The sequence below is a fragment of the Micromonospora sp. URMC 107 genome, assembly GCF_051386315.1.
Taxonomy (GTDB): Bacteria; Actinomycetota; Actinomycetes; order Mycobacteriales; family Micromonosporaceae; genus Micromonospora.
Window position 1 is genome coordinate 1 of record NZ_JBPQTK010000021.1, and the last position, 26,043, is coordinate 26,043.

At 72.1% G+C, this 26,043-nt stretch carries 27 protein-coding genes; 7 read left to right on the forward strand and 20 right to left on the reverse strand.

Annotation, left to right across the window (positions count from 1 at the left end):
• Nucleotides 1–178: 178 nt before the first annotated feature.
• Together ACSNN9_RS07560 and ACSNN9_RS07565 are read left to right on the forward strand one after the other, a co-directional pair.
• Nucleotides 179–1,111, forward strand: a complete 933-nt coding sequence (locus tag ACSNN9_RS07560; protein ID WP_436672078.1) for a polysaccharide deacetylase family protein — start codon at nucleotides 179–181, stop codon at nucleotides 1,109–1,111.
• A 61-nt stretch (nucleotides 1,112–1,172) separates the two neighbouring features.
• Nucleotides 1,173–1,475 carry a DUF1540 domain-containing protein gene (locus ACSNN9_RS07565; RefSeq protein ID WP_358081468.1) on the forward strand — a complete coding sequence of 101 codons (303 nt, stop codon included), beginning with the start codon at nucleotides 1,173–1,175 and terminating at the stop codon, nucleotides 1,473–1,475.
• 160 nt (nucleotides 1,476–1,635) lie between these two features.
• On the opposite strand, the gene ACSNN9_RS07570 is transcribed toward ACSNN9_RS07565, so the two are convergent.
• On the reverse strand, nucleotides 1,636–3,642 hold the full coding sequence (locus ACSNN9_RS07570) for a protein meaA (RefSeq protein WP_436672081.1): 2,007 nt from the start codon (nucleotides 3,640–3,642) through the stop codon (nucleotides 1,636–1,638).
• Between the two features lie 150 nt (nucleotides 3,643–3,792).
• On the opposite strand from ACSNN9_RS07570, the gene ACSNN9_RS07575 reads away from it, so the two are divergent.
• Both ACSNN9_RS07575 and ACSNN9_RS07580 read left to right on the forward strand, forming a co-directional pair.
• Entirely contained in the window at nucleotides 3,793–4,641 is an 849-nt protein-coding gene (locus ACSNN9_RS07575; RefSeq protein WP_358081464.1) for an ABC transporter ATP-binding protein, read from the forward strand.
• Entirely contained in the window at nucleotides 4,638–5,483 is an 846-nt protein-coding gene (locus ACSNN9_RS07580) for an ABC transporter permease (RefSeq protein ID WP_358081462.1), read from the forward strand. Before ACSNN9_RS07575 ends, ACSNN9_RS07580 begins: the two co-directional genes overlap by 4 nt.
• Before the next feature lie 42 nt (nucleotides 5,484–5,525).
• On the opposite strand, the gene ACSNN9_RS07585 is transcribed toward ACSNN9_RS07580, so the two are convergent.
• Complete coding sequence (locus ACSNN9_RS07585; protein ID WP_436672083.1) at nucleotides 5,526–6,374, reverse strand: 3-hydroxyacyl-CoA dehydrogenase family protein; 849 nt, start codon at nucleotides 6,372–6,374, stop codon at nucleotides 5,526–5,528.
• A 143-nt stretch (nucleotides 6,375–6,517) separates the two neighbouring features.
• On the reverse strand, nucleotides 6,518–7,960 hold the full coding sequence (murA, locus tag ACSNN9_RS07590; protein WP_436672085.1) for a UDP-N-acetylglucosamine 1-carboxyvinyltransferase: 1,443 nt from the start codon (nucleotides 7,958–7,960) through the stop codon (nucleotides 6,518–6,520).
• Between murA and ACSNN9_RS07595 the strand changes: the two genes are divergently transcribed.
• Both ACSNN9_RS07595 and ACSNN9_RS07600 read left to right on the forward strand, forming a co-directional pair.
• Nucleotides 7,959–8,531: a cob(I)yrinic acid a,c-diamide adenosyltransferase gene (locus ACSNN9_RS07595; protein WP_436672087.1), complete on the forward strand. Its 573-nt coding sequence runs from the start codon at nucleotides 7,959–7,961 to the stop codon at nucleotides 8,529–8,531. The genes murA and ACSNN9_RS07595 overlap by 2 nt on opposite strands.
• A 32-nt stretch (nucleotides 8,532–8,563) precedes the next feature.
• Nucleotides 8,564–8,959: a VOC family protein gene (locus ACSNN9_RS07600; protein ID WP_436672089.1), complete on the forward strand. Its 396-nt coding sequence runs from the start codon at nucleotides 8,564–8,566 to the stop codon at nucleotides 8,957–8,959.
• A gap of 137 nt (nucleotides 8,960–9,096) precedes the next feature.
• Here the strand turns inward: ACSNN9_RS07600 and ACSNN9_RS07605 are convergent, their stop codons facing one another.
• The 13 genes from ACSNN9_RS07605 to glyA form a co-directional block, all read right to left on the reverse strand.
• Nucleotides 9,097–9,552 carry a DUF2550 domain-containing protein gene (locus ACSNN9_RS07605; RefSeq protein ID WP_357870780.1) on the reverse strand — a complete coding sequence of 152 codons (456 nt, stop codon included), beginning with the start codon at nucleotides 9,550–9,552 and terminating at the stop codon, nucleotides 9,097–9,099.
• A 12-nt stretch (nucleotides 9,553–9,564) separates the two neighbouring features.
• Nucleotides 9,565–9,849, reverse strand: a complete 285-nt coding sequence (locus tag ACSNN9_RS07610) for a F0F1 ATP synthase subunit epsilon (protein WP_436672091.1) — start codon at nucleotides 9,847–9,849, stop codon at nucleotides 9,565–9,567.
• Between the two features lie 89 nt (nucleotides 9,850–9,938).
• The gene (locus ACSNN9_RS07615) at nucleotides 9,939–11,081 is read right to left on the reverse strand and encodes an LCP family protein (RefSeq protein WP_436672093.1); all 1,143 of its coding nucleotides are present in this window, start codon (nucleotides 11,079–11,081) and stop codon (nucleotides 9,939–9,941) included.
• Between the two features lie 212 nt (nucleotides 11,082–11,293).
• Nucleotides 11,294–12,730 carry a F0F1 ATP synthase subunit beta gene (atpD, locus tag ACSNN9_RS07620; protein ID WP_357095003.1) on the reverse strand — a complete coding sequence of 479 codons (1,437 nt, stop codon included), beginning with the start codon at nucleotides 12,728–12,730 and terminating at the stop codon, nucleotides 11,294–11,296.
• The gene (locus ACSNN9_RS07625) at nucleotides 12,730–13,659 is read right to left on the reverse strand and encodes a F0F1 ATP synthase subunit gamma (protein ID WP_436672094.1); all 930 of its coding nucleotides are present in this window, start codon (nucleotides 13,657–13,659) and stop codon (nucleotides 12,730–12,732) included. The genes atpD and ACSNN9_RS07625 overlap by 1 nt, the downstream gene beginning before the upstream one ends.
• A 10-nt stretch (nucleotides 13,660–13,669) precedes the next feature.
• Nucleotides 13,670–15,325, reverse strand: coding sequence for a F0F1 ATP synthase subunit alpha (gene atpA / locus ACSNN9_RS07630; protein WP_436672096.1), 1,656 nt, complete (start codon nucleotides 15,323–15,325; stop codon nucleotides 13,670–13,672).
• A gap of 92 nt (nucleotides 15,326–15,417) precedes the next feature.
• Complete coding sequence (locus ACSNN9_RS07635; RefSeq protein WP_436672097.1) at nucleotides 15,418–16,239, reverse strand: F0F1 ATP synthase subunit delta; 822 nt, start codon at nucleotides 16,237–16,239, stop codon at nucleotides 15,418–15,420.
• A complete protein-coding gene (locus ACSNN9_RS07640) occupies nucleotides 16,239–16,769 on the reverse strand; it encodes a F0F1 ATP synthase subunit B (RefSeq protein WP_088998661.1) in 531 nt (176 codons plus the stop codon). Before ACSNN9_RS07640 ends, ACSNN9_RS07635 begins: the two co-directional genes overlap by 1 nt.
• 31 nt (nucleotides 16,770–16,800) lie before the next feature.
• Entirely contained in the window at nucleotides 16,801–17,028 is a 228-nt protein-coding gene (atpE, locus tag ACSNN9_RS07645; RefSeq protein ID WP_088998660.1) for an ATP synthase F0 subunit C, read from the reverse strand.
• A 93-nt stretch (nucleotides 17,029–17,121) separates the two neighbouring features.
• The gene (gene atpB, locus ACSNN9_RS07650) at nucleotides 17,122–17,943 is read right to left on the reverse strand and encodes a F0F1 ATP synthase subunit A (protein ID WP_436672099.1); all 822 of its coding nucleotides are present in this window, start codon (nucleotides 17,941–17,943) and stop codon (nucleotides 17,122–17,124) included.
• Nucleotides 17,944–18,165 (reverse strand): hypothetical protein, encoded by a 222-nt coding sequence (locus tag ACSNN9_RS07655; RefSeq protein ID WP_088998658.1) that lies wholly within the window; start codon nucleotides 18,163–18,165, stop codon nucleotides 17,944–17,946.
• 164 nt (nucleotides 18,166–18,329) lie between these two features.
• Nucleotides 18,330–18,761, reverse strand: a complete 432-nt coding sequence (locus tag ACSNN9_RS07660) for a hypothetical protein (protein ID WP_436672101.1) — start codon at nucleotides 18,759–18,761, stop codon at nucleotides 18,330–18,332.
• The gene (gene glyA, locus ACSNN9_RS07665; protein WP_436672104.1) at nucleotides 18,758–20,044 is read right to left on the reverse strand and encodes a serine hydroxymethyltransferase; all 1,287 of its coding nucleotides are present in this window, start codon (nucleotides 20,042–20,044) and stop codon (nucleotides 18,758–18,760) included. The genes ACSNN9_RS07660 and glyA overlap by 4 nt, the downstream gene beginning before the upstream one ends.
• A 35-nt stretch (nucleotides 20,045–20,079) precedes the next feature.
• Between glyA and ACSNN9_RS07670 the strand changes: the two genes are divergently transcribed.
• Nucleotides 20,080–21,573, forward strand: coding sequence for an SDR family oxidoreductase (locus ACSNN9_RS07670; RefSeq protein WP_436672106.1), 1,494 nt, complete (start codon nucleotides 20,080–20,082; stop codon nucleotides 21,571–21,573).
• A gap of 11 nt (nucleotides 21,574–21,584) precedes the next feature.
• Here ACSNN9_RS07670 and ACSNN9_RS07675 read toward each other — a convergent pair whose 3' ends face one another.
• The 4 genes from ACSNN9_RS07675 to prmC all read right to left on the reverse strand — a co-directional run bounded on the left by ACSNN9_RS07675 (nucleotide 21,585) and on the right by prmC (nucleotide 26,007).
• Nucleotides 21,585–23,696: a transglycosylase domain-containing protein gene (locus ACSNN9_RS07675; protein WP_436672108.1), complete on the reverse strand. Its 2,112-nt coding sequence runs from the start codon at nucleotides 23,694–23,696 to the stop codon at nucleotides 21,585–21,587.
• Nucleotides 23,697–23,812: 116 nt separating this feature from the next.
• Nucleotides 23,813–24,424 (reverse strand): phosphotyrosine protein phosphatase, encoded by a 612-nt coding sequence (locus ACSNN9_RS07680; protein WP_436672111.1) that lies wholly within the window; start codon nucleotides 24,422–24,424, stop codon nucleotides 23,813–23,815.
• The gene (locus tag ACSNN9_RS07685; RefSeq protein ID WP_357870843.1) at nucleotides 24,425–25,069 is read right to left on the reverse strand and encodes an L-threonylcarbamoyladenylate synthase; all 645 of its coding nucleotides are present in this window, start codon (nucleotides 25,067–25,069) and stop codon (nucleotides 24,425–24,427) included.
• Nucleotides 25,069–26,007: a peptide chain release factor N(5)-glutamine methyltransferase gene (prmC, locus tag ACSNN9_RS07690; RefSeq protein WP_436672164.1), complete on the reverse strand. Its 939-nt coding sequence runs from the start codon at nucleotides 26,005–26,007 to the stop codon at nucleotides 25,069–25,071. Before prmC ends, ACSNN9_RS07685 begins: the two co-directional genes overlap by 1 nt.
• Between the last annotated feature and the right edge of the window lie 36 nt (nucleotides 26,008–26,043).

Genomic DNA, 26,043 nt, shown 5'->3' on the forward strand with positions numbered 1-26,043 from the left:
GGCCCGCCGTGCCCGGCGCAGGGATCAAGCCTGACCGCCCGGAGCCGGGTACGGCGGGCCACACCCCCACCACGACGACCCGCACACGACCCCATCGACCACGCAAGCGGGCACCACGACGACCACGCAACCCACCAGCGGGCACACCGCAACCGGCGGGCGCTGACATCATCTCCCGGTGCACGTGAAGATCCCCCGCGTTCCGCTGGTCGCGACCCTCACCGCCGTGGTCGCCGCCGCGGCCCTCCTCGCCGCCCCCACCCCGCTGCGCACGTCGGCCAACGCCGGCATCGTCCGCATCGCGGGAGTGGGCCGGGCTTCGCAGGCCCCGACAGCACCAGACGCCTCGGCGCCGGCCCCGACAGCACCGGACGCCCCGGAGGCGACGCCCCCCGCCGCGCCCCCGGTGACGGTCCCCGGCGCGACCCCGCCCGGAACCAGGCCACCCGTCGTCGACCACGGTCCGCGTACGGGGAACAAGGTGGCGCTCACCTTCGACGCCGACATGACGGACGCGATGCGGTACCAGCTGCGCAGCGGCGCGGTGCGGTCGTACGCGAACCTGAAGATCATCGACCTGCTGGAACGGGAGGGGGTGCCGGCCACCTTCTTCCTCACCGGCAAGTGGGTGGAGCAGTACCCGGACGTGACCCGCCGGATCGCCGGGAACCCGCGCTTCGAGCTGGCCAACCACACGTACGGGCACCTGGCCTTCACCCCGGACTGCTACGGCCTGCCCCGCATCGCGGAGCGGGAGATGACCTCCGACGTGGCCCGGACGTTCGACGTGGTGGCCCCGTACGGGGGGCGGCAGACCCGGTACTTCCGCTTTCCCGGGTTGTGCCACGACCGGAAGGCCCTGGCCGCGTTGGCTCCGCTGGGGGTGACCGTGGTGGACGGCGACGTGGTCAGCGGCGACCCGTTCGCCAAGTCCTGGCGGCCGGTGGTCCGAGCCTCGCTGGCCGGGGTGCGTCCCGGCTCGGTGATCGTCCTGCACGTGACGGAGGCGAACGCGCCGATGACGGACGAGGCGCTGCCGCACATCCTCGCCGGGCTGGCCGAGCGCGGTCTTGAGCCGGCCCCGCTCTCGGAGGTGCTCGGACTGGAGTGAACCAGGCTCGACAAAAACTACAAAAGCCTAAAATCGGGGCAAGACTCTATAGGAGGTCACCATGACCGCAGCAGTGGAGATGCCCCGCGTCCAGGAATGTGTCGTGGCGGCGTGCTCGTACAACCACACCAACGACTGCCACGCCTTCGCCATCACCATCGGCAGCCCGGACCATGCGCACTGCCACACCTTCGTCGAGATGCCGGCGGTCCGTGGCGGGGTCGACGGCGGCATGACCGCGCAGGTCGGTGCCTGTCAGCGCGCGGACTGCCGACACAACGAGCAGCTGGAGTGCCACGCGCCGTCGATCAGGGTCGGCCCGGACAACGACATGGCCGACTGCATGACCTACGACCAGCGCTGACGGCGCCCGGGGCACGCCGCCGCCGGAGCGCCCCGGGCCGGGGCCGGAGCGCGCCGATGCCGGAGCGCCCGGGGCCGGGGCCGGAGCGCGCCGATACCGGAGCGCCCCGGCCGAGGTCGGAACCGGGAGGAAGGCCCCTCGTCGCGGAGGGGCCTTCCTTTCATCGCAGTCCGTTGGCCTCCCGGACCACGGTGACCAGCTCGTCGATGATCCCGGTCAGGGCGAAGTCCTTCGGCGTGAAGACCCGGGCCACCCCGGCGGCGCGCAGCTGCTCGGCGTCGCCGGCGGGGATGATCCCGCCGACCACCACCGGCAGGTCCGCCCGGCCGGCGGCGCGCAGGCCGGCCAGCACCGCCGGCACCGCGGCCAGGTGTGAGCCGGAGAGCACCGAGAGGCCGACCAGGTCCACGTCCTCCTCCACGGCGGCGGCGACGATCTGCCCGGCGGTCAGCCGGATGCCCTGGTAGACCACCTCGAAGCCGGCGTCGCGGGCGCGTACCGCGATCTGCTCCGCGCCGTTGGAGTGCCCGTCGAGGCCGGGCTTGCCGACGAGCAGCCGCAGCCGGCCGCTGCCCAGCTCGCGGGCGGTGGCGGCGACCCGCTCCCGGACCGCGGCCAGGGTGGCGTCGCCGCCGGCCCCGGCGGCGCCGGCCAGGCCGGTGGGCGCGCGGTACTCGCCGAAGACCTGGCGCAGCGCGCCGGCCCACTCGCCGGTGGTCACCCCGGCCCGCACGCATTCCAGCGTCGCCGGCATCAGGTTCGCCGTGGTCGCGGCGTCCGCGCGCAGCCGGGCCAGCGCCGCGCCGACCGCCGCGTCGTCCCGACCGGCCCGCCAGCGCCGTACGGAGGCCGTGGCCGCCGCCTCGACGGCCGGGTCGACCTGCTCGACGGCCTCGGCACCGGCGGCCGTCAGCGGCGACGGCTCGGTCTCGGTGAACCGGTTGACGCCGACCACCACGTCGGCGCCGGACTCCATCCGGCGGCGCCGCTCGGCCAGCGAGGCGACCAGCGCGCTCTTGAGGTAGCCGGTCTCCACGGCGGCGACCACGCCGCCCATCTCCAGCACCGTCCCCAGCTCGTCCCGGGCCCCGGTGACGATCTCGTCGACCAGCGCGGTCATCACGTGCGAGCCGGCGAAGAGGTCCGGGTACTCCAGCAGGTCCGACTCGTACGCGAGCACCTGCTGCATCCGCAGCGACCACTGCTGGTCCCACGGCCGGGGCAGGCCGAGCGCCTCGTTCCAGGCGGGCAGCTGGACGGCGCGGGCCCGGGCGTCCCGGGACAGGGTCACGCCGAGCATCTCCAGCACGATGCGTTGGATGTTGTTCTCCGGCTGCGCCTCCGTCAGGCCCAGCGAGTTGACCTGCACGCCGTAGCGGAAGCGGCGCTGCTTCGGGTTCTCCACCCCGTAGCGCTCGCGGGTGATCTCGTCCCAGAGCGCGCCGAAGGCCCGCATCTTGGCGATCTCCTCGACGAAGCGCACCCCGGCGTTGACGAAGAAGGAGATCCGCTGCACGACGTCGCCCATCCGCTCGGCGGGCACCTGCCCCGAGTCACGGACCGCGTCGAGCACCGCGACGGCGGTGGAGAGCGCGAAGCCGACCTCCTGCACCGGGGTCGCGCCGGCCTCCTGGAGGTGGTACGAGCAGATGTTCACCGGGTTCCACTTCGGCATCGTGGTCAGCGTGTGCGCGATGACGTCGGCCGTAAGACGCAGCGACGCGGCCGGCGGGAAGATGTGGGTGCCCCGGGAGAGGTACTCCTTGATGATGTCGTTCTGGGTGGTGCCGGAGAGCATCGAGGCCGTCCAGCCCTGCTCCATCGCCACCGTGCCGTAGAGGGCGAGCAGCCACATCGCCGGCGCGTTGATGGTCATGGACGTGTTCATGTCGGCCAGCGGGATGCCGTCGAAGAGGGCCCGCATGTCGCCGAGGTGCGCCACGGGGACGCCCACCCGGCCCACCTCGCCGGCGGCGAGCTCGTGGTCGGGGTCGTAGCCGGTCTGCGTCGGCAGGTCGAAGGCGACCGAGAGCCCGGTCTGTCCCTTCGCCAGGTTGCGGCGGAAGAGCGCGTTGGTCGCCGCGGCCGAGCTGTGCCCGGCGTAGGTGCGCATCACCCAGGGGCGGTCGCGCTCGGGCAGCCGGCCGGGGAGAGCCTTCTCGTCCATGGCGGGAGTCTAAGTTACCGTTCAGTCACCGAAGCTGTGGAAAACCACACAGCTCCATGGAGCGGAAACCCGGGTGCGAAGCGCCCGACATGGGCGCGACCACCACACCCCGGCGGGCCCGCCGCTGCGGCCAGGTCGCACACTTGACGCATGCATGACGAGCTGGCGATCTCCGTCCGGGGGCTGCGCAAGGCGTACGGCGACAACGTCGCCGTGGCGGGCGTGGACCTGGACGTCCACCGCGGCGAGGTCTTCGCCCTCCTCGGCCCCAACGGCGCCGGCAAGACCACCACCGTGGAAATCCTGGAGGGCTACCGGCGGCGCGACGCCGGCGACGTCGACGTCCTCGGCAGCGACCCGGCGAGGCCCGCCGCCGACTGGCGGTCGCGGGTGGGCATCGTGCTCCAGGGCACCGGCGAGTTCGACGAGCTGACGGTCGCCGAGGTGGTGCGCCACTTCTCCGGTTTCTACGCCGACGCGGACGACCCCGACAAGGTCATCGAGCGGGTCGGGCTGGCCGGCAAGGCGAAGGCCCGCACGCACACCCTCTCCGGCGGGCAGAAGCGCCGGCTCGACGTGGCGCTCGGCATCATCGGCCGCCCCGAGCTGCTCTTCCTGGACGAGCCGACCACCGGCTTCGACCCGGAGGCGCGCCGGGAGTTCTGGGAGCTGATCCGGGACCTGGCCGCCGCCGGCACCACCATCGTGCTCACCACCCACTACCTCGACGAGGCCGAGTCCCTCGCCGACCGGGTCGGCGTGATCGCGGGCGGCCGGGTCATCGAGGTGGCCCCGCCCGACCGGCTGGGCAACCGGCGGGAGGCCCTCGCGACGGTCTCCTGGCGTACGCCGGAGGGGTCGCTGGAGACGGCGCAGAGCGCGACGCCGACGGCGCTGGTGGCCGAGCTGGCGGCGCGCTTCGGCGGCGAGGTCCCGGGCCTGACGGTGACCCGGCCGACCCTGGAGGACATCTACCTGACGATGATCGGACACCGATGACCACCACGACGAGGCCGGCCGCGCCGGCCACCACGGCACCGGCCCGGCGGCCCGGCCCGGTCGCCCTCGGCCTGCGTCAGAGCCGGCTGGAGATCACCCAGTTCCTGCGCAGCCGGGAGTCCGTCGTCTTCACGATGGGCTTCCCGGTGATCATGATCCTGATCTTCGCGGCGATCTTCAGCGACGAGATCGCGCCCGGCGTCAAGTACACCCAGTACTTCATCACCGGCATGATCGCCACCGGTTTGATGACGGTCAGCTTCCAGAACCTCGGCATCTGGATCCCGATCGAGCGGGACCGCGGGGTGCTCAAGCGCTACCGGGGCACGCCGATGCCGAAGTGGGTCTGGTTCGCCGGCAAGGTGATCATGGTGGTGGCGATCGGCGTCGCCGAGACCGCGCTGCTGCTCGCCGTCTCGGTCGCGCTGTTCGACCTGGAGCTGCCCGGCACCGCCGCCAGGTGGCTGACCTTCGGCTGGGTGTCGGTGCTCGGCGTGACCGCCTGCACGCTCTGCGGCATCGCCATCTCGTCGCTGGCCCGCACCGCCCGCAGCGGCTCGGCGGTGGTCACCCCGGTCGCGCTGGTGCTCCAGTTCATCTCCGGGGTGTTCTTCGTCTTCACCGAGCTGCCCGCGTGGATGCAGCAGGTGGCGGCGCTCTTCCCGCTGAAGTGGATGTGCCAGGGCCTGCGTTCGGTCTTCCTGCCGGAGAGCTTCGGCGCCCGCGAGCCGGGCGGCTCGTTCGAGCTGGACCGGGTCGCCCTGGTGCTCCTCGCGTGGTGCGTGATCGGCCTGGTGCTCTGCCTCACCACGTTCCGCTGGACGACCAAGCGCGACGGCTGACCCGGACGGGGGCGGGTCACCGCCCCCGTCCGGCACCCGACCTCAGTACGTGTAGAAGCCCTTGCCGCTCTTGCGACCCAGGTCGCCCGCGGTGACCATGCGCTGGAGCAGCTCCGGCGGGAAGAACTTCTCGTCCGCCGTGTCGGTGTAGATGTTCTTCGAGGCGTGCAGCAGCACGTCCACACCGGTCAGGTCCGTGGTGGCCAGCGGGCCCATGGCGTGACCGAAGCCGAGCCTGCAGGCGGTGTCCAGGTCCTCGGCCGACACCACGCCCGACTCGACGAGCTTGACCGCCTCGACGACCAGGGCCGCGATCAGCCGGGTGGTGACGAAGCCCGCGATGTCCCGGTTGACCACCACGACGGTCTTGCCGATCTCCTCGGCGAACGACTTCGCCGTGGCCAGGGTCTCGTCGCTGGTCTTGTAGCCGCGCACCAGCTCGCAGAGCTTCATCATCGGCACCGGCGAGAAGAAGTGGGTGCCGACGACCGCCTCCGGCCGCTCCGTCACCGCGGCGATCTGCGTCACCGGGATGGCCGAGGTGTTGGTCGCGAGCACCGCGTCGGCCTTGCAGATCTTGTCCAGCGCGCGGAACACCTCGTGCTTGATCTCCAGCCGCTCGAAGACCGCCTCGACCACGATGTCCGCGTCGGCCGCCGCCTCCAGGTCGGTGGTCGGGGTGATCCGACCCAGCGTGGCCTCGACCTCGGACGTCTCGATCTTGCCCTTCTCGGCGAACCTGGTCAGCGACTTCCGGATGCCGTCCATGCCCCGCCCGGTGGCCGCGTCGTCCAGGTCCCGCAGCGTCACCTGCCAGCCCGCCTGCGCCGCCACCTGGGCGATGCCCGAGCCCATCAGCCCGGCCCCGACGACCGCGAGTCGACCCGCCATCTGCTTCTCCCTCGCCTGATTGAGTGTCTGTCAGCACCCTAGTCGGCGAGCCTGAACGGATGCTAAGGCGTCTGGCCGAAGGCGACGGCCCTGGCGGGGTCCCGGAGCCTCGGGGGCCGAGGCCCCGGGCAGGCGCCGCGGGCTCAGATGGTCAGGTCCGGTTCCTCCGGTGCGGTGCCCCGCTCCACCTCGACCCCGAGCGCGCGCAGGTCGGCCGCGAAGTCCGGGTAGCCCCGGTCCACGTGGTGCACGTGGGAGACCTCGGTGACCCCCTCGGCGCAGAGCCCGGCGATGATCAACCCAGCCCCGGCCCGGATGTCGGTGGCGCGGACGGGCGCGCCGGAGAGCCGGTCCCGGCCCCGGACCACCGCGTGGTGGCCGTCGGTCTTGATGTCCGCGCCCAGCCGCATCATCTCGTTGGCGAACATGAACCGACCGTCGAAGATGTTCTCGGTGATCAGGGAGGCGCCGTCGCTGACCGCGGCGAGCCCGATCGCCATCGGCAGCAGGTCGGTGGCGAAGCCCGGGTACGGCAGCGTGACGACGTCCACCGCCTTCGGCCGGTCGTCCATCCGGATCCGGAACGTGTCGCCCCGGGTCTCCACCAGGCCCCCGGCGGAGACCAGCTTGTCGAGCGCGACCTCCAGGAAGGTCGGCTCCACCCCGGTGACGGTGACGTCCCCCCGGGTCATCGCCGCGCCGAACGCCCAGGTGCCGGCCACGATCCGGTCCCCCACCGTGGCGTGCCGCACCGGCCGCAGCCCGGGCACCCCCTCGATGTGCAGGGTGGAGGTGCCGGCGCCGGAGATCCGGGCGCCCATCTGGTTCAGCATGGTGCAGATGTCGACGATCTCCGGCTCCCGGGCGGCGTTGTCGATGATGCTCGGCCCCCGCGCCAGCACCGCCGCCATGACCAGGTTCTCCGTCGCCCCGACGCTGGGGAAGTCGAGCACGATCTCCGCGCCGTGCAGCCCGTGCGGCGCCGACGCGATCACGAAGCCGTGTTCGCCGGAGATCTCGGCACCCATCCGGGTCAGCCCGGAGACGTGCATGTCCAAACCCCGCGAGCCGATGGCGTCCCCGCCCGGATGGGCCACCCGCACGTACCCCCGGCGGGCCAGCAGCGGGCCCAGCACGCAGATCGAGGCGCGCAGCCGGCGTACGAGGTCGTAGTCCGCCTCGGCGCCGGGCCGCTCGGGCACGTCGATGGCGACCGACCGGGACCGGGCCACCCCGCCGTACGTGACCATGGGGTCGACCGGGTCGTCGGCGTCGAAGTGGACGCCGCAGCCGAGCCGGCGGAGCACCTCCCCCATGATCGCGATGTCGGTGATCCGCGGCACGTTGGTGATCACGCTGCGGCCCGGGGCGAGCAGCGCGGCGGCCATCAGCTTCAACGCCGAGTTCTTCGCGCCGACGACGTGCACCGTGCCGGTCAGGCGCGCGTCACCGCGCACCCGGATGACGTCGAGGTCGTGGACCGCCGGGTCACCGGCGGCGCCGGGACCCACCCCCGCCGTGCGGACGGCGGTGCCGCCCGGGCGCTCCGGGATCGTCAGGTCCGGTATCCGTAGGCTGTGCGTCATGGCCGTCCACCTCACGCGCATCTACACCAAGGCCGGCGACGCCGGCATGACCAGGCTGAGCAACAACGAGCAGGTGCCGAAGACCGATCCGCGCATCTCCGCGTACGCGGATGTCGACGAGTGCAACGCCGCGATCGGTGTGGCGCTCGCGCTGGGGCAGCTCGACGACGAGCTGCGGACCGTCCTGGCGTCGATCCAGAACGACATGTTCGACGTGGGCGCCGACCTGGCCACCCCGGTCGAACCCGATCCGAAGTACCCGCCGCTGCGGGTCACCGAGGCGTACGTCGAGCGTCTGGAGGGCTGGTGCGACGAGTACAACGCACGCCTGAGCAAGCTCGACTCCTTCATCCTCCCCGGCGGCACCGCGGGTGCGGCGCTGCTGCACGTGGCGCGGACGGTCGCCCGACGCGCCGAGCGGGCGGCGTGGGCCCTGGTCGCGCACGACCCCGATCGGACCAGCTCGCTCCCGGCAAAGTATCTCAACCGGCTCTCTGATCTGCTCTTTATCCTGTCAAGAACGGCAAATCCGGACGGAGATGTGCTATGGGTGCCCGGCGGTAACCGCTGACCACGCGGCCCTCGTGCCCGCCGGAGTCCCCGGTGGGCACGCTGCACCACGTCGAGGTCTGGGTGCCCGATCTGAGCGCCGCCACACGCGGCTGGGGCTGGCTGCTCGGCGAGCTGGGCTGGACGCCGTTCCAGGAATGGCCGGCCGGCCGCTCCTGGCGGCTCGGCCCGACGTACCTGGTGCTGGAGCAGTCGCCGGCGCTGCGCGGGCGGCGGCACGACCGGTCGGCTCCCGGCCTCAACCACCTGGCCTTTCACGCAGGCCCGCCGACGGCCGTGGACCGGCTGGTCGAGGCCGCGCCGGCACACGGGTGGACGCTGCTCTTCCCCGACCGCCATCCGCACGCCGGCGGCCCCGACACGTACGCCGCCTACCTCACCGACAACCAGGGGTACGAGGTCGAACTGGTCGCCTCCCCGAACCGGTAACGGTGCAAGCTCGAACCCCGCCCGTCCGACGGACCGCAACACGGGGAGGGTTTCCGCCGGGGCCCGCCCGCGGAGGGATCAAGCCTGACCGCCCGGAGCGAGTGGGCCCCGGCGGAAACCCCGACGGCGAGGCATGGTCAGGCGGCGGGCCAGTCCTGGGAGGCCATACGCGGCGAGACCGCCCCCGGAGGGGCGGCCTCGAGCCAGGAGAGGAATCCGGTGACGGTGGACCGGGCCATGGCGATCTCCACCGGGGCGTGGTCACTCGTACAGCGGAGGATGACCCAGTCGGCGGGCATCGAGAGGCGCTCCTGCCCCTCGGGGAGCCGCCGCCGCTCGACGGCCAGCGCCTTGCGGGAGAGCACCCGGGTGGGTCGGATGGCAAAGCTGAACAGCCGGTACCAGCGGAGTTCGTCGCCGACGAAGCGGCCGAAGCCGGGAGACCAGCCGCGGCCGTCGAGCATGGTGGAGGTCCGGACACCGAGCCGGATGATGCCCCCGCTACGGGTGACGACGGCCCGCCGGGCGAAGAGGATCAGAAGTGCGCCGAGGATGACGGCGACGCCGATTCCGATCCCTTCGACGATCTCCATCGGCGTTTCGGCTCAGCGGCTCTGCGCGGCGGAGGTCGGGGTGGCGCTCTCGGCCAGGACGGTGACGCCCTCGCCGGTCACCGACAGGAAGCCACCGGCCACCTCGTAGGAGACCTGCTCGCCGCCGGGAAGCTTGATGCGCACCTGGCCGGGCTCGGCAAGCTGGCCGAGCAGGGGCGCGTGCCCCGCCAGCACACCCAGCTCGCCCTCGGTCGTGCGGGCGACGACCATCTCGGCCTCGCCGGACCAGACCTTCTCCTCGACGGCTACGAGCTCGACGTGAAGCTGCTTTGCCACGCTGTCTCCTTGCTGCGGCGGCGGATTGTCGAAAGTCTAGTCGTGCCGCCGACCTGCCCCCAACGCGGGTGGCGAGACCTGCGCCACGGCTACTTCGTCTTGTTCTGGAAGTCGGGGTGCTCCACCAGGAACGCGTCCAGCTGCCCCTGCCGCAGGGCGGCGAAGAAGTCGTCCACGGCGGGCTGGAACCGCTCGCCCCGGTACGCCCCGTTCTCGGTGACCGAGCCGCCCGGCAGCTTGATCATCTGGATCGTCTCCGGCCGGATGTTCTTGAGCGCCAGGCCGAAGTCGATCACGCTGTTGCCCCGGCCGCTGAAGATCAGCGACTGCCCGGCCGCCCGCAGCACCCGGTCCAGCTTGACCGGGTTGGTCACCACGTCGGCGCTGAGCGCCTGGCCGGCCATCGCCTTGACGAACTGCTGCTGGTGCCGCTGCCGTCCATAGTCGCCGTCGGGCACGCCGTTCTTCGGGTAGCGCTGGCGGACGTAGTCGAGCGCCTGCCAGCCGCTGAGGTGCTGGTTGCCCTTCTTGTAGACCGCCTGCGGGCCGACGTAGCCCTCCCCGTTCGGGTTGCCCTTGCGGTGCTTGCCGTCCGGCTCGCGGTGCTCGGAGCGCACCTCGCGCTCGATGTACATGTCGACGCCGCCCATCGCGTCGACGATCTTCTTGAAGCCGTTGAAGTTGATGATCGCGCCGGCGTCGAAGCGCTCGATGCCGGTGACGTTCTGCACCGTCGTGGCCAGCAGCTCGAAGCCGCGGGCCGCGTCCGGGTTGCCGCCGGGCACCCGGCTGCCGTACGACATCGCCGCGTTGAGCTTGTCGGTGCCGCCCTTGAACTCCGCCCGGCTGAACTCGGGGATCTCCACGATGAGGTCGCGCGGCATCGAGAAGAGGTAGGCCCGGTCCATCTCCACCGGCACGTGCAGCACCATGACCGAGTCGGCCAGCGGCGGCATCTCCGGGTTGCGCGGGTCGATGCCCACCAGCAGGATGTTGAGCGGGCCCTTGATGTCGCTCCTGCGCTCCTTCGCCCCGGCGGCCTGGTCGCCGAAGAGGTCGGCCTTGCCGACGGCGCCCTCGTAGCGGGCCATCAGCGCCTCGGCGCCGACCAGCACCGCACCGCTGAGCAGCATCAGGACGGCACCGAACACGGTGCAGACCCGGGCCCAGCGCGGCACCCCCGACCACCTGGACGACTTGCCGCCGCCCTTGTCGGCCTTACCCACGATCATCTCCGTTCGTCACGCCCACGATCAGGAGACGGGCGCATGCAGCCGATTCGTTGCAGATCGACGCCCACGCGGTGCGTGGGCGGGTCGACGGTACCTCGCGTACGACATGATCGCCGAGCGGGCGGAACCGGGCAGTGGCGATCTCACGGCCTGAAGACGGACGAAAGGCCGCCCCGGCGTTGCCGGGACGGCCTTCGTTCAGGACCGACAGGTCAGCCCTTCATCAGCTCCGCTGCCTTGCGCTCCAGGTCCTCCAGACCACCGCACATGAAGAAGGCCTGCTCGGGGAAGTGGTCGTACTCGCCCTCGCTGATCTTCTTGAAGGCCTCGATGGTCTCCTGGATCGGGACCGTCGAGCCCGGCACGCCGGTGAACTGCTCCGCCGCGTAGGTGTTCTGCGACAGGAAGCGCTCGATCCGCCGCGCGCGCTGCACGGTGATCTTGTCTTCCTCGGAGAGCTCCTCGATACCGAGGATGGCGATGATGTCCTGCAGGTCCTTGTACTTCTGCAGGATCCGCTTCACCTCGGTCGCCACCGCGAAGTGCTCGGCGCCGACGAACTCCGGGGCGAGGATCCGGGACGAGGACGCCAGCGGGTCCACGGCCGGGTAGATGCCCTTGTCGGAGATCGACCGCTCCAGGTTGGTGGTCGCGTCGAGGTGGGCGAACGTGGTGGCCGGGGCGGGGTCGGTGTAGTCGTCCGCCGGCACGTAGATCGCCTGCATCGAGGTGATGGCCTGGCCCCGGACGGAGGTGATCCGCTCCTGGAGCTCGCCCATCTCGTCGGCCAGGGTCGGCTGGTAGCCCACCGCGCTCGGCATCCGGCCGAGCAGGGTGGAGACCTCCGAACCGGCCTGGGTGAAGCGGAAGATGTTGTCGATGAAGAGCAGCACCTCCTGCTTCTTGACGTCGCGGAAGTACTCCGCCATGGTCAGCGCGGAGAGGGCGACCCGCAGCCGGGTGCCCGGCGGCTCGTCCATCTGGCCGTAGACCAGCGCGGTCTTGTCGATGACGCCGGACTCGGTCATCTCGGCGATGAGGTCGTTGCCCTCGCGGGTGCGCTCACCCACGCCGGCGAAGACCGAGGTACCACCGAAGTTCCGGGCGACGCGGGTGATCATCTCCTGGATGAGCACCGTCTTGCCCACGCCGGCGCCACCGAACAGGCCGATCTTTCCGCCCTTGACGTACGGGGCGAGCAGGTCGATGACCTTGATGCCGGTCTCCAGCATCTCGGTCTTCGGCTCCAGGTCCGCGAAGGCCGGGGCCTTGCGGTGGATGCCCCAGTGGTCGTCCGGCTGGAGCGTCTCGCCCTCGGTCAGGTTGAGGCACTCGCCGATCGCGTTGAACACGTGGCCCTTGACCGTGTCGCCCACCGGAACGGTGATCGGCGAGCCGGTGTCGCGCACCTCGGTGCCGCGGACCAGGCCGTCGGTCGGCTGCATCGAGATGGCGCGGACCATGTTGTCACCCAGGTGCTGGGCGACCTCCAGGGTCAGCGTCTTCTCACCACCGGAGAGCGTCACGTTGACGTGCAGGGCGTTGAACAGAGCCGGCATGGCGTCGCGCGGGAACTCGGCGTCGACGACCGGGCCGATGACCCGGACCACGCGACCCGTGGCCGTCTTGGTCTCTACTGGGGCAGTCATCACACTTCACTTCCCGACGCGGCCAGCGCGTTCGCGCCGCCGACGATCTCACTGATCTCCTGGGTGATCCCGGCCTGGCGGGCCGAGTTCATCTCACGCGTGTACTTCTCGATCATGTCTTCGGCGTTGTCGGTGGCGCTCTTCATCGCCCGCCGACGGGCCGCCGACTCGCTCGCCGCCGACTCCAGCAACGCCGCGTAGATCCGCGTGTTGATGTACTTCGGCAGCAGCGCGTCGAGCAGCGCCTCCGCGTCCGGCTCGAAGTCGTAGGCCGGCAGCGCGCCCTCGGCGCGCGGCCGGTCCTCGACCTGCATCGGGCCGATGACCTTGGTGACCGGGGTCTGGGTCATCAGGGAGTGGAACTCGGTGTAGACGATGTGCAGCTCGTCGACGCCGAGCACCCCGTCCGCCCCGGCGCCGCCGTCGACGTCGTCCGCACCGGCGGTGAACGCCTTGATCAGCGTCTCGCCCACGGTGCGGGCGTCGGCGAAGGTCGGCTGCTCCGAGAACCCGGTCCAGTTGGCCTCGATCGGCCGGTCGCGGAACCGGAAGAACCCGACGCCCTTGCGCCCGATGACGTAGAGCACCGGCTCCTTGCCGTCGGCCCGGAGCCGGGCGATCAGCGACTCGGCCATCTTGATGGCGTTGGAGCTGTAGCCACCGGCGAGGCCACGGTCGGAGGTGACCAGCAGGACGCCCGCCCGCCGCACCCGCGGACGCGGGGTGAGCAGCGGGTGGTCGATCCGCGCGTTGGACGCCAACGCCGTGAGCACACCGGTGACCGCCTGGGCGTACGGCAGGGACGCCTCCACCCGGGCCTGGGCCTTGGCGATCCGGCTCGTCGCCACGAGCTCCATCGCCTTGGTGATCTTCTTCATCCCCTTCGCCGAGCGGATCCGTTGACGAAGAACGCGTACCTGGGCCGCCATGAATCAGCCCTTACTGGTTCTCGACCGGGCGGTCGCTCGTGCCGTCACGGAAGCGGGTCACCGTCTCGCGGTTCTCCTCGCCCTCCAGCGGCGCGGCCGGGGCCTCGTTGATCCGCCGCTCGTCGGCCTTGCCGAGGAAGACCTGCTTGAAGTCGGCGATGGCGGCGTCGAGCGAGCCGATGATCTCGTCGTTCCACTTGTGGTCGGCGATGCCGGCCAGGACGCCCTCGTGCTTGTGGCGGAGGTACTGGAGGAACTCCGACTCGAAGCGGCGGATCTCCCCGACCGGGATGTCGTCCAGCTTGCCCTCGGTGCCGGCCCAGACCGAGACGACCTGCTCCTGCACCGGGTACGGCGAGTAGTTCGGCTGCTTGAGCAGCTCGACCAGGCGGGAGCCGCGGTCCAGCTGGGCGCGGGATGCCTTGTCCAGGTCGGAGGCGAAGGCGGCGAACGCCTCCAGCTCGCGGTACTGGGCCAGGTTGAGCCGCAGCGAGCCGGCGACCTTCTTCATCGGCTTCACCTGCGCGGCGCCACCGACCCGGGAGACCGAGGTGCCGACGTTGATGGCCGGCCGCACGCCCTGGTTGAACAGGTCGGTCTCGAGGAAGATCTGGCCGTCGGTGATGGAGATGACGTTGGTCGGGATGAAGGCCGAGATGTCGTTGGCCTTCGTCTCGATGATCGGCAGGCCGGTCATCGAGCCGCCACCCATCTCGTCGGAGAGCTTCGCGCAGCGCTCCAGCAGGCGGGAGTGCAGGTAGAAGACATCACCCGGGTACGCCTCGCGGCCCGGCGGGCGACGCAGCAGCAGGGACACGGCGCGGTACGCCTCGGCCTGCTTGCTCAGGTCGTCGAAGACGATCAGGACGTGCTTGCCGCCGTACATCCAGTGCTGCCCGATGGACGAGCCGGTGTAGGGGGCGAGGTACTTGAAGCCGGCCGGGTCGGAGGCCGGGGAGGCGACGATGGTGGTGTACTCCATCGCGCCCGCCTCCTCCAGGATGCCCTTGATCGAGGCGATCGTGGAGGCCTTCTGGCCGATGGCGACGTAGATGCAGCGGACCTGCTTCTTCGGGTCGCCGGAGCGCCAGTTGTCCCGCTGGTTGAGGATGGTGTCCAGCGCGACGGTGGTCTTGCCGGTCTTCCGGTCGCCGATGATCAGCTGACGCTGACCGCGGCCGATCGGGGTCATGGCGTCGACGGCCTTGATACCGGTCTGCAGCGGCTCGTCGACGGACTGCCGGGCCATCACGTTCGGGGCCTGGAGCTCCAGCTCGCGGAAGCCCTCGTTGGCGATGTCGCCGAGCCCGTCGATCGGCTGGCCGAGCGCGTTGACCACGCGGCCGAGGAAGGCGTCACCGACCGGCACGGAGAGCACCCGGCCGGTGCGCTTGACGCGCTGCCCCTCTTCGAGCTTGGCGGAGTCACCGAGAACGACGACACCGATCTCCCGGACGTCGAGGTTCAGCGCGACACCCAGGGTGCCGTCCTCGAACTCCAGGAGCTCGTTGGTCATGGTCGAGGGGAGACCCTCGACGTGGGCGATGCCGTCGCCGGTGTCGGCGACGGTGCCGACCTCCTCGCGGGAGAGTTCGGACGAGTAGGAGGAGACGTAGCGCTCCAGGGCGCCGCGGATCTCCTCCGTCGAGATGGTCAGCTCGGCCATCCTCTGCTTCCTTAAGTATCAGGGGCCCGGGATACCTAGTACCGACCGGTCCGAATGGCGTCTAATCACAGTCGCTGGGCGGCGGGGCCGCGTCAGCGCTTCGCGAGCGCGTTGCGGCTCTCGTTGAGGCGGCGCAGGACGGTGCCGTCGTACAGGTCGGAGCCGACCCGCACGCTGACGCCACCGAGAACCGAGGGGTCGACCGTCTGCTTGACGGAAACCTCTCGACCGTATATCGCGGAGAGACTCGCGCCCAACCGGCGCTCGTCCTCTTCACTCAACGGGGCCGCGGCGGTCACGTACGCCACCTGCCGGTCCCGCCGGTCGGCGGCGAGCTCGACCAGCCGGGTGAGCGCCCCGGTGAAGGAGCGTCCCCCGAACCCGCTCAGCGCCACCTCGACGAGGTTGACGGTGACCGGGCGGGCCTTGCCGGCGAGCAGCTCGCGGGCCAGACCGGCCCGCTGCCCGATCGGGGCGATCGGGTCGGCCAGCGCGTTGGAGAGCGCGGACTGACCGGCGACCACCTGGCCGAAGCGGAACAGCTCGTCCTCGACCTCACCGAGGTCGCCGGCGGAGTCGGCGCTGGCCAGCAGCGCCTCCACGCCGAGCCGCTCGGTGCCGTCGAGCAGCTCCGACGGCGCCGACCAGCGGCCGGCGACCAGCGAGGCGATCAGGTCCAGCGCCTCGGCGCCGACCTTGCCCCGCAGCAGCTCGCCGAGCAGGCCGGCGCGGTCGGCACCGGAGCGGGCCGGGTCGGAGAGCGCCCGGCGCAGCCGCGGCTCGCGCCGCAGCAGGTCGGCGACGGAGAGGATGTCGGCGGCGGTGGTGGCCACCGCCGACGGCTCCGCGCCGCGGACGTACGTGTCGAGGCGCTCGGCCGCGACCCTGTACGACTCCCGGCTGGCGGCCTGCATCAGCGGGCCCCCGCGCTCTCGAGGTTGCTCAGGAACCGGTCGACGGTGCCCTTGCGGCGCGCCTCGTCGGCGAGGGACTCCCCGACGATCTTGCTGGCCAGGTCGACCGCGATCGTGCCGACCTCCGTGCGCAGCTCGCGCACGATGGTGGCCCGCTCGGCGGCGAGCTGCTCCTTGCCGGCCGCGATGATCCGGTCGGACTCCTCCCGCGCCTTGGCGAGGATGTCCTGGCGGATGCCCTCGGCGTCGGCCCGGGCGTCGTCCCGGATCCGGGCCGCCTCGGTACGCACCTCGGCGAGCTGTGCCCGGTACTGCTCGAGCACCTGGTTGGCCTCGGCCTGGGCGGCCTCGGCCCGCTTGAGCCCGCCCTCGATGGCGTCGACCCGCGCCTGGTACATCGCCTCCATGCGGGGCATGACGAACTTCAGCAGGACGAAGCAGAGCAGGGCGAAGGCGATGGTCCCGACGACCATCTCCTGCCAGATGGGCAGGATCGGGTTGTGCTCCACACCTTCTGCGGCGATGAACATGTCAGACCTCCGGGTCGGGAGAGAACTCTCGTCAGCCGCCGACGGCGAAGGCGAGCACCAGGCCGAAGAGCGCGAGCGCCTCGACCAGGGCGAAGCCCAGGATCAGCCAGGTCCGGTTGTAACCGGCGGACTCGGGCTGACGCGCGCTCGACTGGATGTAGGCCGCGAAGACCAGGGCGACACCGATACCGGGGCCGATGGCGGCGAGGCCGTAGCCGATGGTGTTGACGCTACCGCCGATCTCGGCAAGAACAGTCATTGCGGGTATTCCTCCTGTTCGACGCGTGAGGTCTCACGCGTACGCGGGTCGGTACCAGAAGCTTGGTCGGGCCGGGCGGCCCGCCGAGCCCGATCAGTGCTCGTCGGCGAGCGAACTTCCGATGTAGTTCGCGCTCAGCGTGACGAAGACGTAGGCCTGCAGCACGGCGACCAGCACCTCGAAGAAGGCCATCACGATCGCCATCAGGAAGGAGAAGATCGAGGTCACCTGGATGAACAGGCTGCTCGAGTTGAGCATCACGAAGCCGCCGATGGTGAAGACCAGCAGCAGCAGGTGGCCGGCGAACAGGTTGGCGAAGAGCCGCAGCGCCAGCGTGACGGGCCGGACGATGAACGTCTGCATGAACTCGATCGGGATCAGCAGGATGTGCATGGGCCACGGCACGTTCGGGATGATCAGGCTCATCTTGAGGTACCTGCCGAGGCCGTGCTTGCGGGCGCCGATGTACAGGTACATCACGTAGGAGATCGCCGCGAGCACGATGGGGAACGCGATGTGCGAGTTCGGCGAGATCTGCAACCCGGGCACGATGGCGAACAGGTTGGTCAGCACGATGAAGCTGAACAGCACCGTGAAGTAGGGCGCGAAGCGGATGCCCGCGTTGCCCATCTGCTCGCGGGCGATGTTGTCCCGGACCAGGCCGTAGACCGACTCCGCGTACCACTGGGCCTTGCCGGGGACCAGCTTGGGCTTACGGTAGGCGAGCATGAAGAAGACGATCAGCAACGCGACCGCGAGCCAGACCATGATCCCGAACTTGGTGACCCAGGGGCCAGCCACGTCCGGCGGGTAGAAATCTCCGACGCTGGGGGGCCAGGGAAGCCCCTCGGCGGCGACGAGCTGTCCACTCACCGTGTCATCCTCCGCACTCGACAGACCCGCGCGTGCTGGCACTCAAGCACTGAGCCTCTTCATGATCAGGTAAATCGCTCCGGCCGCGCCGAAGATCATGCCGAGGGCGACCCCGACGCCGGTTCGCAGATCGAGAAGTCGCTCCGCCAACCACCCGAGGAAGCCCCACACCACGATGCCGGCGAGTAGGTAGCCCAGAACGGCCCCTGCCGCGCCTTCCGACGAAGGGTCGTCGGACCTGCGGGGGTGTGGGTCTTCGGCCATGACGTGGCGAACAATATCAGCAGGGACGCGCGGGAGTGTGCGGCACCCCCCACACTGCGGACAGCGTGCGGGCCGTGGTGCGGGCGCGAAAGTCGTTGGTCAGGTTACTCCCGTGCGGCCCGCGGCGGCAGCCCGAAATGCCGGACACAGATCCGACAGAACGCTCACTCACCGCGTCGCTCGAATGTGGGCAGCGGCGTGCGCAGGGCCCACGTCAGGTGGACTCCCGTCCAGACCACCACGGCCGCAATGATCGCCACCCCCATGTCCGGCAGACCGGGCCAGCCGGTGGCCGCCACGGCGGCCATCGCCACCCCGAGCACCACGATCTTCGTGGCGTAGGTGACCAGCCCCACCGACATGATCATCCGTGGGTTGACGGCGTCGGCCCAGGCCACCGAGACGCCGGAGACCAGGTAGCTGACGACGACCAGCGCGATCCCGGCGGCCACGCCGGCCGCGCCGGTGCCGCCCCGCAGCACCGCGGCGGCCGGCACCGCGACCAGCGCGAGCACCGCGCAGGCCAGCAACGGCAGGCGCAGGTGCGGCAGCCGGGACCGGATGGCGCCGGGCTCGCCCGCGCGCGGCTCGCTCATCGGGGGTACGCCGGGAAGGCGGCGACCAGCTCGGCGACCTCGCCGGCGATCCCGGCGAGGGTGTCGGCGCCCCCGGGGGCGGCGGGATCGGTGCGCACGGCGCGGGAGATCAGCGAGGCGACCTGGCGCATCTCCGGCTCGCGCATGCCCTGGGTGGTGACGCTCGGCGTGCCCACCCGGATGCCCGAGGCGACCATCGGCTTCTGCGGGTCGTACGGGATCGCGTTCTTGTTCAGCGTGATGGCGGCGGCGTCGCAGCGCGCCTCGGCGTCCGCGCCGGTCACCCCGACCTCGCGCAGGTCGACCAGGGCGAGGTGGGTGTCGGTGCCCCCGGAGACCGGGCGCATCCCCTCGTCGGCCAGCCCGGCGGCGAGCGCCCGCGCGTTGGCCACCACCCGGTCGGCGTAGGCCCGGAACTCGGGCTGGGCGGCCTCGCGTAGCGCGACCGCCTTGGCGGCGACGGCGTGCATCAGCGGGCCGCCCTGGGTGAACGGGAAGACCGCCTTGTCGATGCGCTGGGCCAGCGACTCCCGGCAGAGGATCATGCCGCCGCGCGGGCCGCGCAGCACCTTGTGCGTGGTGGCGCAGACGACGTCGGCGTGCGGCACGGGCGACGGGACGGCCTGCCCGGCGACCAGCCCGATGAAGTGCGCGGCGTCGACCATCAGGTACGCCCCGACCTCGTCGGCGATCTCGCGGAACCGCGCGAACTCGATCAGTCGGGGGTACGCCGTCGCGCCACAGATGATCATCTTCGGCCGGTGCGCGAGGGCCAAGTCGCGCACCTCGTCGTAGTCGATCAGCTCGGTGTCCCGCCGGACGGTGTAGCCGACCGTGTGGAACCACTTGCCGGAGAAGTTGACCCGGCTGCCGTGGGTGAGGTGGCCGCCGTGCGGCAGGTCCATGGCGAGCACCGTGTCCCCCGGCTGGACCAGCGCGGCGTACGCGGCCAGGTTGGCGCTCGCCCCCGAGTGCGGCTGGAGGTTGGCGTGCTCGGCGCCGAAGAGCTCCTTCGCCCGGGCGATGCCGATCTCCTCGGCCCGGTCGACCTCGGCGCAGCCGCCGTAGTAGCGCCGGCCCGGGTAGCCCTCGGCGTACTTGTTGGTCAGGGTCGAGCCGAGCGCGGCCAGCACCGCCGGCGAGGTGAGGTTCTCGCTGGCGATCAGTTGCAGCCCGCCCCGGAGCCGGTCCAGCTCGCCGAGCACCACCCCGGCGATCTCCGGGTCGGTCGTGCGGAGCTGGTCGAAGTCCGGCCCCCAGAAGGTGCTCGTCTCAGTTGCCACAACGCCAGAGTCTATTGGGCCGCACACTGGAGACCGTGAGATGCCTGGTCACCGGAGCGACGGGTTACATCGGCGGGCGACTCGCGCCCCGGCTGCTGACCGAGGGGCACACGGTGCGCTGCCTGGCCCGCAAGGCGGGACGGCTGCGGGACGTGCCGTGGGCGGCGCGGACCGAGATCGCCGAGGGCGACCTGCGCAGGCCGGAGACGCTGCCGGCCGCGTTCGAGGGCGTGGACGTCGCGTACTACCTGGTGCACTCGCTCGGCCAGGCCGGCTTCGAGGCCGCCGACCGGGAGGCCGCCACCGGGTTCGCCGAGGCCGCGCGGGCCGCGGGCGTACGCCGGATCGTCTACCTGGGCGGGCCGGAGCCGGCCGCGGACCGGGAGGTCCCGTCGGCGCACCTGCGCTCCCGGGCCGAGGTCGGGCGGATCCTGCTCGACAGCGGGGTGCCGACGGCGGTGCTGCGGGCCGCGGTGATCATCGGGTCCGGCTCGGCCTCGTTCGAGATGCTGCGCTACCTGACCGAGCGGCTGCCGGCCATGGTCACCCCCCGCTGGGTCCGCAACCGCATCCAGCCGATCGCCGTCCGGGACGTGCTGCGCTACCTGGCCGGCTGCGCGAGCCTGCCGCCGGAGGTCAACCGTGCCTTCGACATCGGCGGGCCGGACATCCTCACCTTCGAGGACATGATGCAGCGGTACGCGCGGGTGGCCGGGCTGCGTAGGCGGGCCATCGTGCCGGTGCGACCGCTGACGCCGTCGCTCTCCTCGCACTGGGTCGGGCTGGTCACGCCGGTGCCGAACGCGATCGCCCGGCCACTGGTGGAGAGCCTGGTGCACGAGGCCGTCGCCCACGAGCACGACATCGCCGCCTACGTCCCCGACCCGCCGGAGGGGCTGACCGGCTTCGACCAGGCGGTCGCGGCGGCCCTGACGAAGGTCCGCGACGGCGAGGTGGAGACCCGCTGGTCGACCGCGAGCGGCCCCGACGCGCCGGCCGAGCCGCTGCCCAGCGACCCGGAGTGGTCCGGCGGGACCGCCTACACCGACGTCCGCGAGCGGGCGGTGCACGCCCCGCCGGAGGCCCTGTGGCGGGTCGTCGAGGGCGTCGGCGGGGAGCACGGCTGGTACTCGTTCCCGCTGGCCTGGTCGGTCCGGGGCTGGCTGGACCGGCTGATCGGCGGCGTCGGGCTGCGCCGCGGCCGGCGCGACCCGCACCGCCTCCAGGTCGGCGAGGCGCTGGACTTCTGGCGGGTGGAGGAGATCGTGCCCGGCGAGCTGCTGCGGCTGCGCGCCGAGATGCGGCTGCCGGGCCGGGCCTGGCTGGAGATGCGGGTGCTCCGGGTGGACGGCGGCGGCAGCCGCTACCAGCAGCGGGCGGTGTTCCTGCCGCGCGGGCTGCCCGGGCACGCGTACTGGGGCGCGGTGGCGCCCTTCCACGCGGTGGTCTTCGGCGGGATGGCCCGCAACATCGCCCGCCAGGCCGAGCAGGCGGCCCGCCGGGCGGTCGCCGCGTCCCCGCGCCGCTGAGGCGCGCCGGCTCAGTTGCCGGCGCGGGCCCCGGTGAGCCGGAAGGCGGTCGTCTCGCTGGGCGGCACGAAGTCGCGGACCGGCTCGTCGCGCAGCGCGAAGGCGAGCACCTCCCCCACCGCCTCGACCAGTTGCCGCTGCACCCGCTGGCCCACCGCGTCGCGCGGGTCGTCGGGGTTCGCGGCGATCGAGGCGACCGCCAGCTGCGGGGTGAAGGCGACCACGGTCTCCGTCGCGTACCCGTCCGAGCTGCCCGTCTTGCCCGCCACCGGACGGCCGAGCTGGTGGCGCAGCACCTCGGCGGTGCTGCGGGCGCACTGCCCGTACATCGACTGGTCGCCGACCGCGCAGCGGGCCGCGTCGGCCGCCGCCCGGGCCACGTCCACGTCCACCGCCTGCCGGCAGTTCGGCCGCGCGGCGGCCACCGGCCGGCCGGCCGCGTCGGCGATCGAGACGACCGGCAGCGGCGCGCACCACGAGCCCTCGGCCGCCACCGCGGCGTACGCGCCAGCCAGGTCGAGCGGGGTGGTGGCGGAGACGCCGAGGGTGAACGGCCCCCACTCGCGCGCGCCGTGGCGGGCCAGCCGCGCGTCGTCCTCCGAGCGGAAGACGATGCCGAGCCGCTCGGCCATCTCCACGACCCGGTCCGCGCCGACCCGCTCGGTCAGCCAGGCGAAGTACGTGTTGACCGACTCGCCGAAGGCGGTCCACATGCTGTGCCGGCCGTCCATCGAGGCGTTGGCGTTGCGCGGGCACCAGTACCCGTCGCAGCTCGCCGCCCCGGTCGCCGAGTAGTCGGTCAGAATCCGCTCCGGCGCGTCGAACTCGGTGCTCAGCGGCAGCCCGGACTCCAGCGCCGCCAGCATGGTGAAGACCTTGAACGTGGAGCCCGCCTGGTAGCCCTCGATCGCCCCGCCCCCGGCGACCAGCTGGTTGACCGTGTTCGGGTGGTTCTTCTGCCCGGCCGGGTTGGCGGCCACGCCGTAGTTGCGGTTCACCGCCATCGCGAGCACCCGGCCCGTGCCGGGCTGGACCACCGCCGTCGGCGCCGCCCGGCGGTCGTCCACGGAGTAGATCCGGCGGACCTGCTCGCTGGTGGCGCGCTGCACGGCGGGATCGAGCGAGGAGACGATCGAGAACCCGCCCCGGCGCAGCGTGAGCTGCCGCTCGTCGACCGTCGCGCCGAACGCCGGCTGGGCGTTCCACCAGCGGGTGAACCAGTCGCAGAAGAAGCCCCAGTCGTTGTGCTCCGCCGACACCGCCGTGCAGTCGTTCGGCGTCTGGCTGGGCCGCAGCCGCAACTGCTCCGCCCCGGCCCGGGCCGCCGCGTCGGCCGGCACCTGCCCGGACTCCACCAGCCGGTCGAGCACGTACGCCCGGCGGGCGAGCGCGGCGTCCGCGTCGCCGTTGATCGGGTCGTCGGTGTGCGGGGAACGGACCAGGCCGGCCAGCAGCGCCGCCTCGGCCAGGGTGAGCTCCGCCGGCGGCTTGGAGAAGTAGCGCCGGCTCGCGGCGGCCACCCCGTACGCGCCCGCGCCGAAGTAGGCGATGTTGAGGTAGCGGCCGAGGATCTCGTCCTTGGTCAGCTCCCGCTCCAGGGCGAGCGCGTACCGCATCTCCTGGATCTTGCGCGCGGTGGTCAGCTCGGTGGCGGCGGCGCGCTGCCGCTCGCTCAGCCGGGGGTCGTTGCTGAGCACGTTGCGGACGTACTGCATGGTCAGCGTGGACGCGCCCTGCCTCGTCGTGCCGTCGCGCTGGTTGACGGTGAAGGCCCGCACCACGCCGCGCAGGTCGACCCCGCTGTGCTCGTGGAACCGGGCGTCCTCGGCGGCGATGATCGCCTGCCGCATCACCGGCGCCACCTCGGTCAGCGGCACGTCCACCCGGTCCTCCTGGTAGAAGGAGGTGATCAGGGTGGTGCCGTCGTTGGCGTAGAGGTTCGAGCGCTGCGGCGTCGGCGGCGTACGCAGCGTGTTCGGCAGCTCGGAGTACGGCGCGGCGAGCGCCGAGAACCCGATGCCGAAGACCAGCGCGGCCGGGAGGGCCGCCACCGCGAGCGCCAGCCCGGCCAGCACGCCGGCGATCAGCACGGTGAACAGTTTGTCGAGGCGTGCCCGGGTCATCAGCTCTCCCCGCAGGAGCCGGTCAGGACCCACCCAGAATGACCCGAAAGCCCCTCTCGACCGCCCCTTTCCCCCAAACCCGCAGGAAACTCACGCGCGGGGGTTACTCGGGCGGGTTACGGCAGGAGCACGGCGGCGAGGGGGTGGACGGTCTCCTCGATCTCGTCGGCGACCCGGCTGAAGCACTGGTCGCCGCGCCCCCACGGGTCGTCGAGATCGTCGGTGGGCAGCGAGGTGGCGCCCAGGCGGGCGGCGTGAGCGGCCTCCACCAGGGCCACGCCCCGCGCGTACACCGCGTCGGGGGTCGCCTCGGCCGGCGGCAGCCCGGCGGCGTCCACCCCGGCGAGCAGCCGGCCGAACTCGCCCAGCACGAACGTGCGCGCCGCGGCGTCGGGGCGCAGCGCCACCACGTACTCCTGCTGGTCGGCGGTGGCGGTGAGGACGAGGTCGGCGGCGTCGATGTGGTCCGACCGGAGCTTGCGCGCGGCGAAGTCGTCGGCGCTGCCGCCCCGGGCGGTCACCTGGCGCGACGCCGGCGGGTTCATCTCCTCGCCGGCGTGCCAGCCGCCGGTGCCGGCGCTGTGGCTGTGCAGCAGCTCGTCGGCACGCGCCGGGTCGACCTCGCGGCGGGCCAGCCGCTCCCGGACGGCGAGGGCCAGCAGCCGCTCCGCCATCGGAGACCGGCAGATGTTGCCCATGCACACGTGCAACACGGTGAACGGAGGCACTCAGACCCCCTGGCCGGCGAGGATGTCGGGCACCACGTCGCGGAGCTTCTCCAGCCCGACGGCACCCTGGCGGAGGACCTGCGGCACCTCGCCGGTGAGGTCCACGATCGTGCTCGGCACCGGATCCGGGCAGGGCCCGGCCTCCAGGTAGGCCCGCACCGAGTAGGCGAGCTGGTCGCGGGCCTCCTCGGCGGTGAGGGCGGCCGGCTGGCCGGTCTTGTTGGCCGAGGCGACCGCCATCGGGCCGGTCTCGCGCAGCACCTCCAGCGCCACCGGGTGCAGCGGCATCCGCACCGCCACCGTCCCGGAGGAGTCGCCGAGGTCCCAGCGCAGGCTGGGTGAGTGCGCCACGATGATGGTCAGCGCCCCCGGCCAGAACGCCTCGACGAGGTCCCGGGCCGCCTGGGGCAGCGAGTAGACCAGGCCGTCGAGGGTGTGCCGGGAGCCGATCAGCACCGGCGGCGGCACCTGACGGCCGCCCTTGGCGTCCAGCAGGGCCTTGACCGCGTAGGGGGTGAACGCGTCCGCGCCGATCCCGTAGACCGTGTCGGTCGGCAGGACGACGAGCTCGCCGTTCTTGACCGCCTCGATGGCAGCGGCGATGCCGCGGTCCCGGTCGGCGGGCGACCGGCAGTCGTAGAGCATCACGAGGAGTCAGTCTGCCACGTCGCGCCGGCGGCGGCGTGCTGGCCGTCCGCCCGCCGGGACGCGGTCGCGAAGCGGGGCCGCCCGGTGAGGTCCGGATGGTCGGCGACCGCCTCGAACCGGCCGTCCCCGGCGAGCAGGTCGGGCACCGCCGCGCCGTGCGTGTCGTCGTGCTCGACACCGAACACCCCGCCGGGGCGCAGCAGCGCCGCCGCCCGGGCGATCACGGGGCGGATCACCGCAAGGCCGTCCGCGCCACCGAAGACCGCGTTCGCCGGATCGTACCGGCCCACCTCCGGGGGCACGGCCACGTCCGACGGCACGTACGGCGGGTTGCAGAGCAGCACGTCGACCCGGCCCACCAGGTCGGCGAGCAGGTCGGCGGCGGTGACGTCCGCCGCCACCACCTCGATCGGCCGGTCCCCCGCGGCGGCCCGGGCCGCCGCGTTGCGCCGCAGCCAGGGCAGCGCCGCCGCCGAGCGTTCCACCGCCACCACCCGGGCCGCCGGCAGCTCCTGGGCGACCGAGAGGGCGATCGCCCCCGAGCCGCTGCACAAATCCACCACCAGCCCGGCGCCCAGCCGCCGGCCCTGCGCGATCCCCCAGCCGGCGAGCAGCTCGGTCTCCGGCCGGGGCACGAAGACGCCCGGCCCGACGGCCAACTCCAGGTGCCGGAAGCCGGCGCTGCCGGTGAGGTGCTGCAACGGTTCCCGCCCGGCCCGCCGCGCGACCAGCTCGTCGAACCGGTCGAGCTGGTCGGCGGTGAAGTCGTCGGCCAGCGCCAGCCGCCCCCGGGGCACCGCCAGCACGTACGCGGCCAACTGCTCCGCCTCGGCCCGGGCCGAGGCGATCCCGGCGTCGGCGAGCGCCCGGGACGCCCGGGCCAACGCCACGGAAGGACGCTGCCGTCTCGTCCCTTCGGACGGGTGTTGCGGCACGGTGGTCACGAGATAATCATGGGGCGTCGCGCTGGA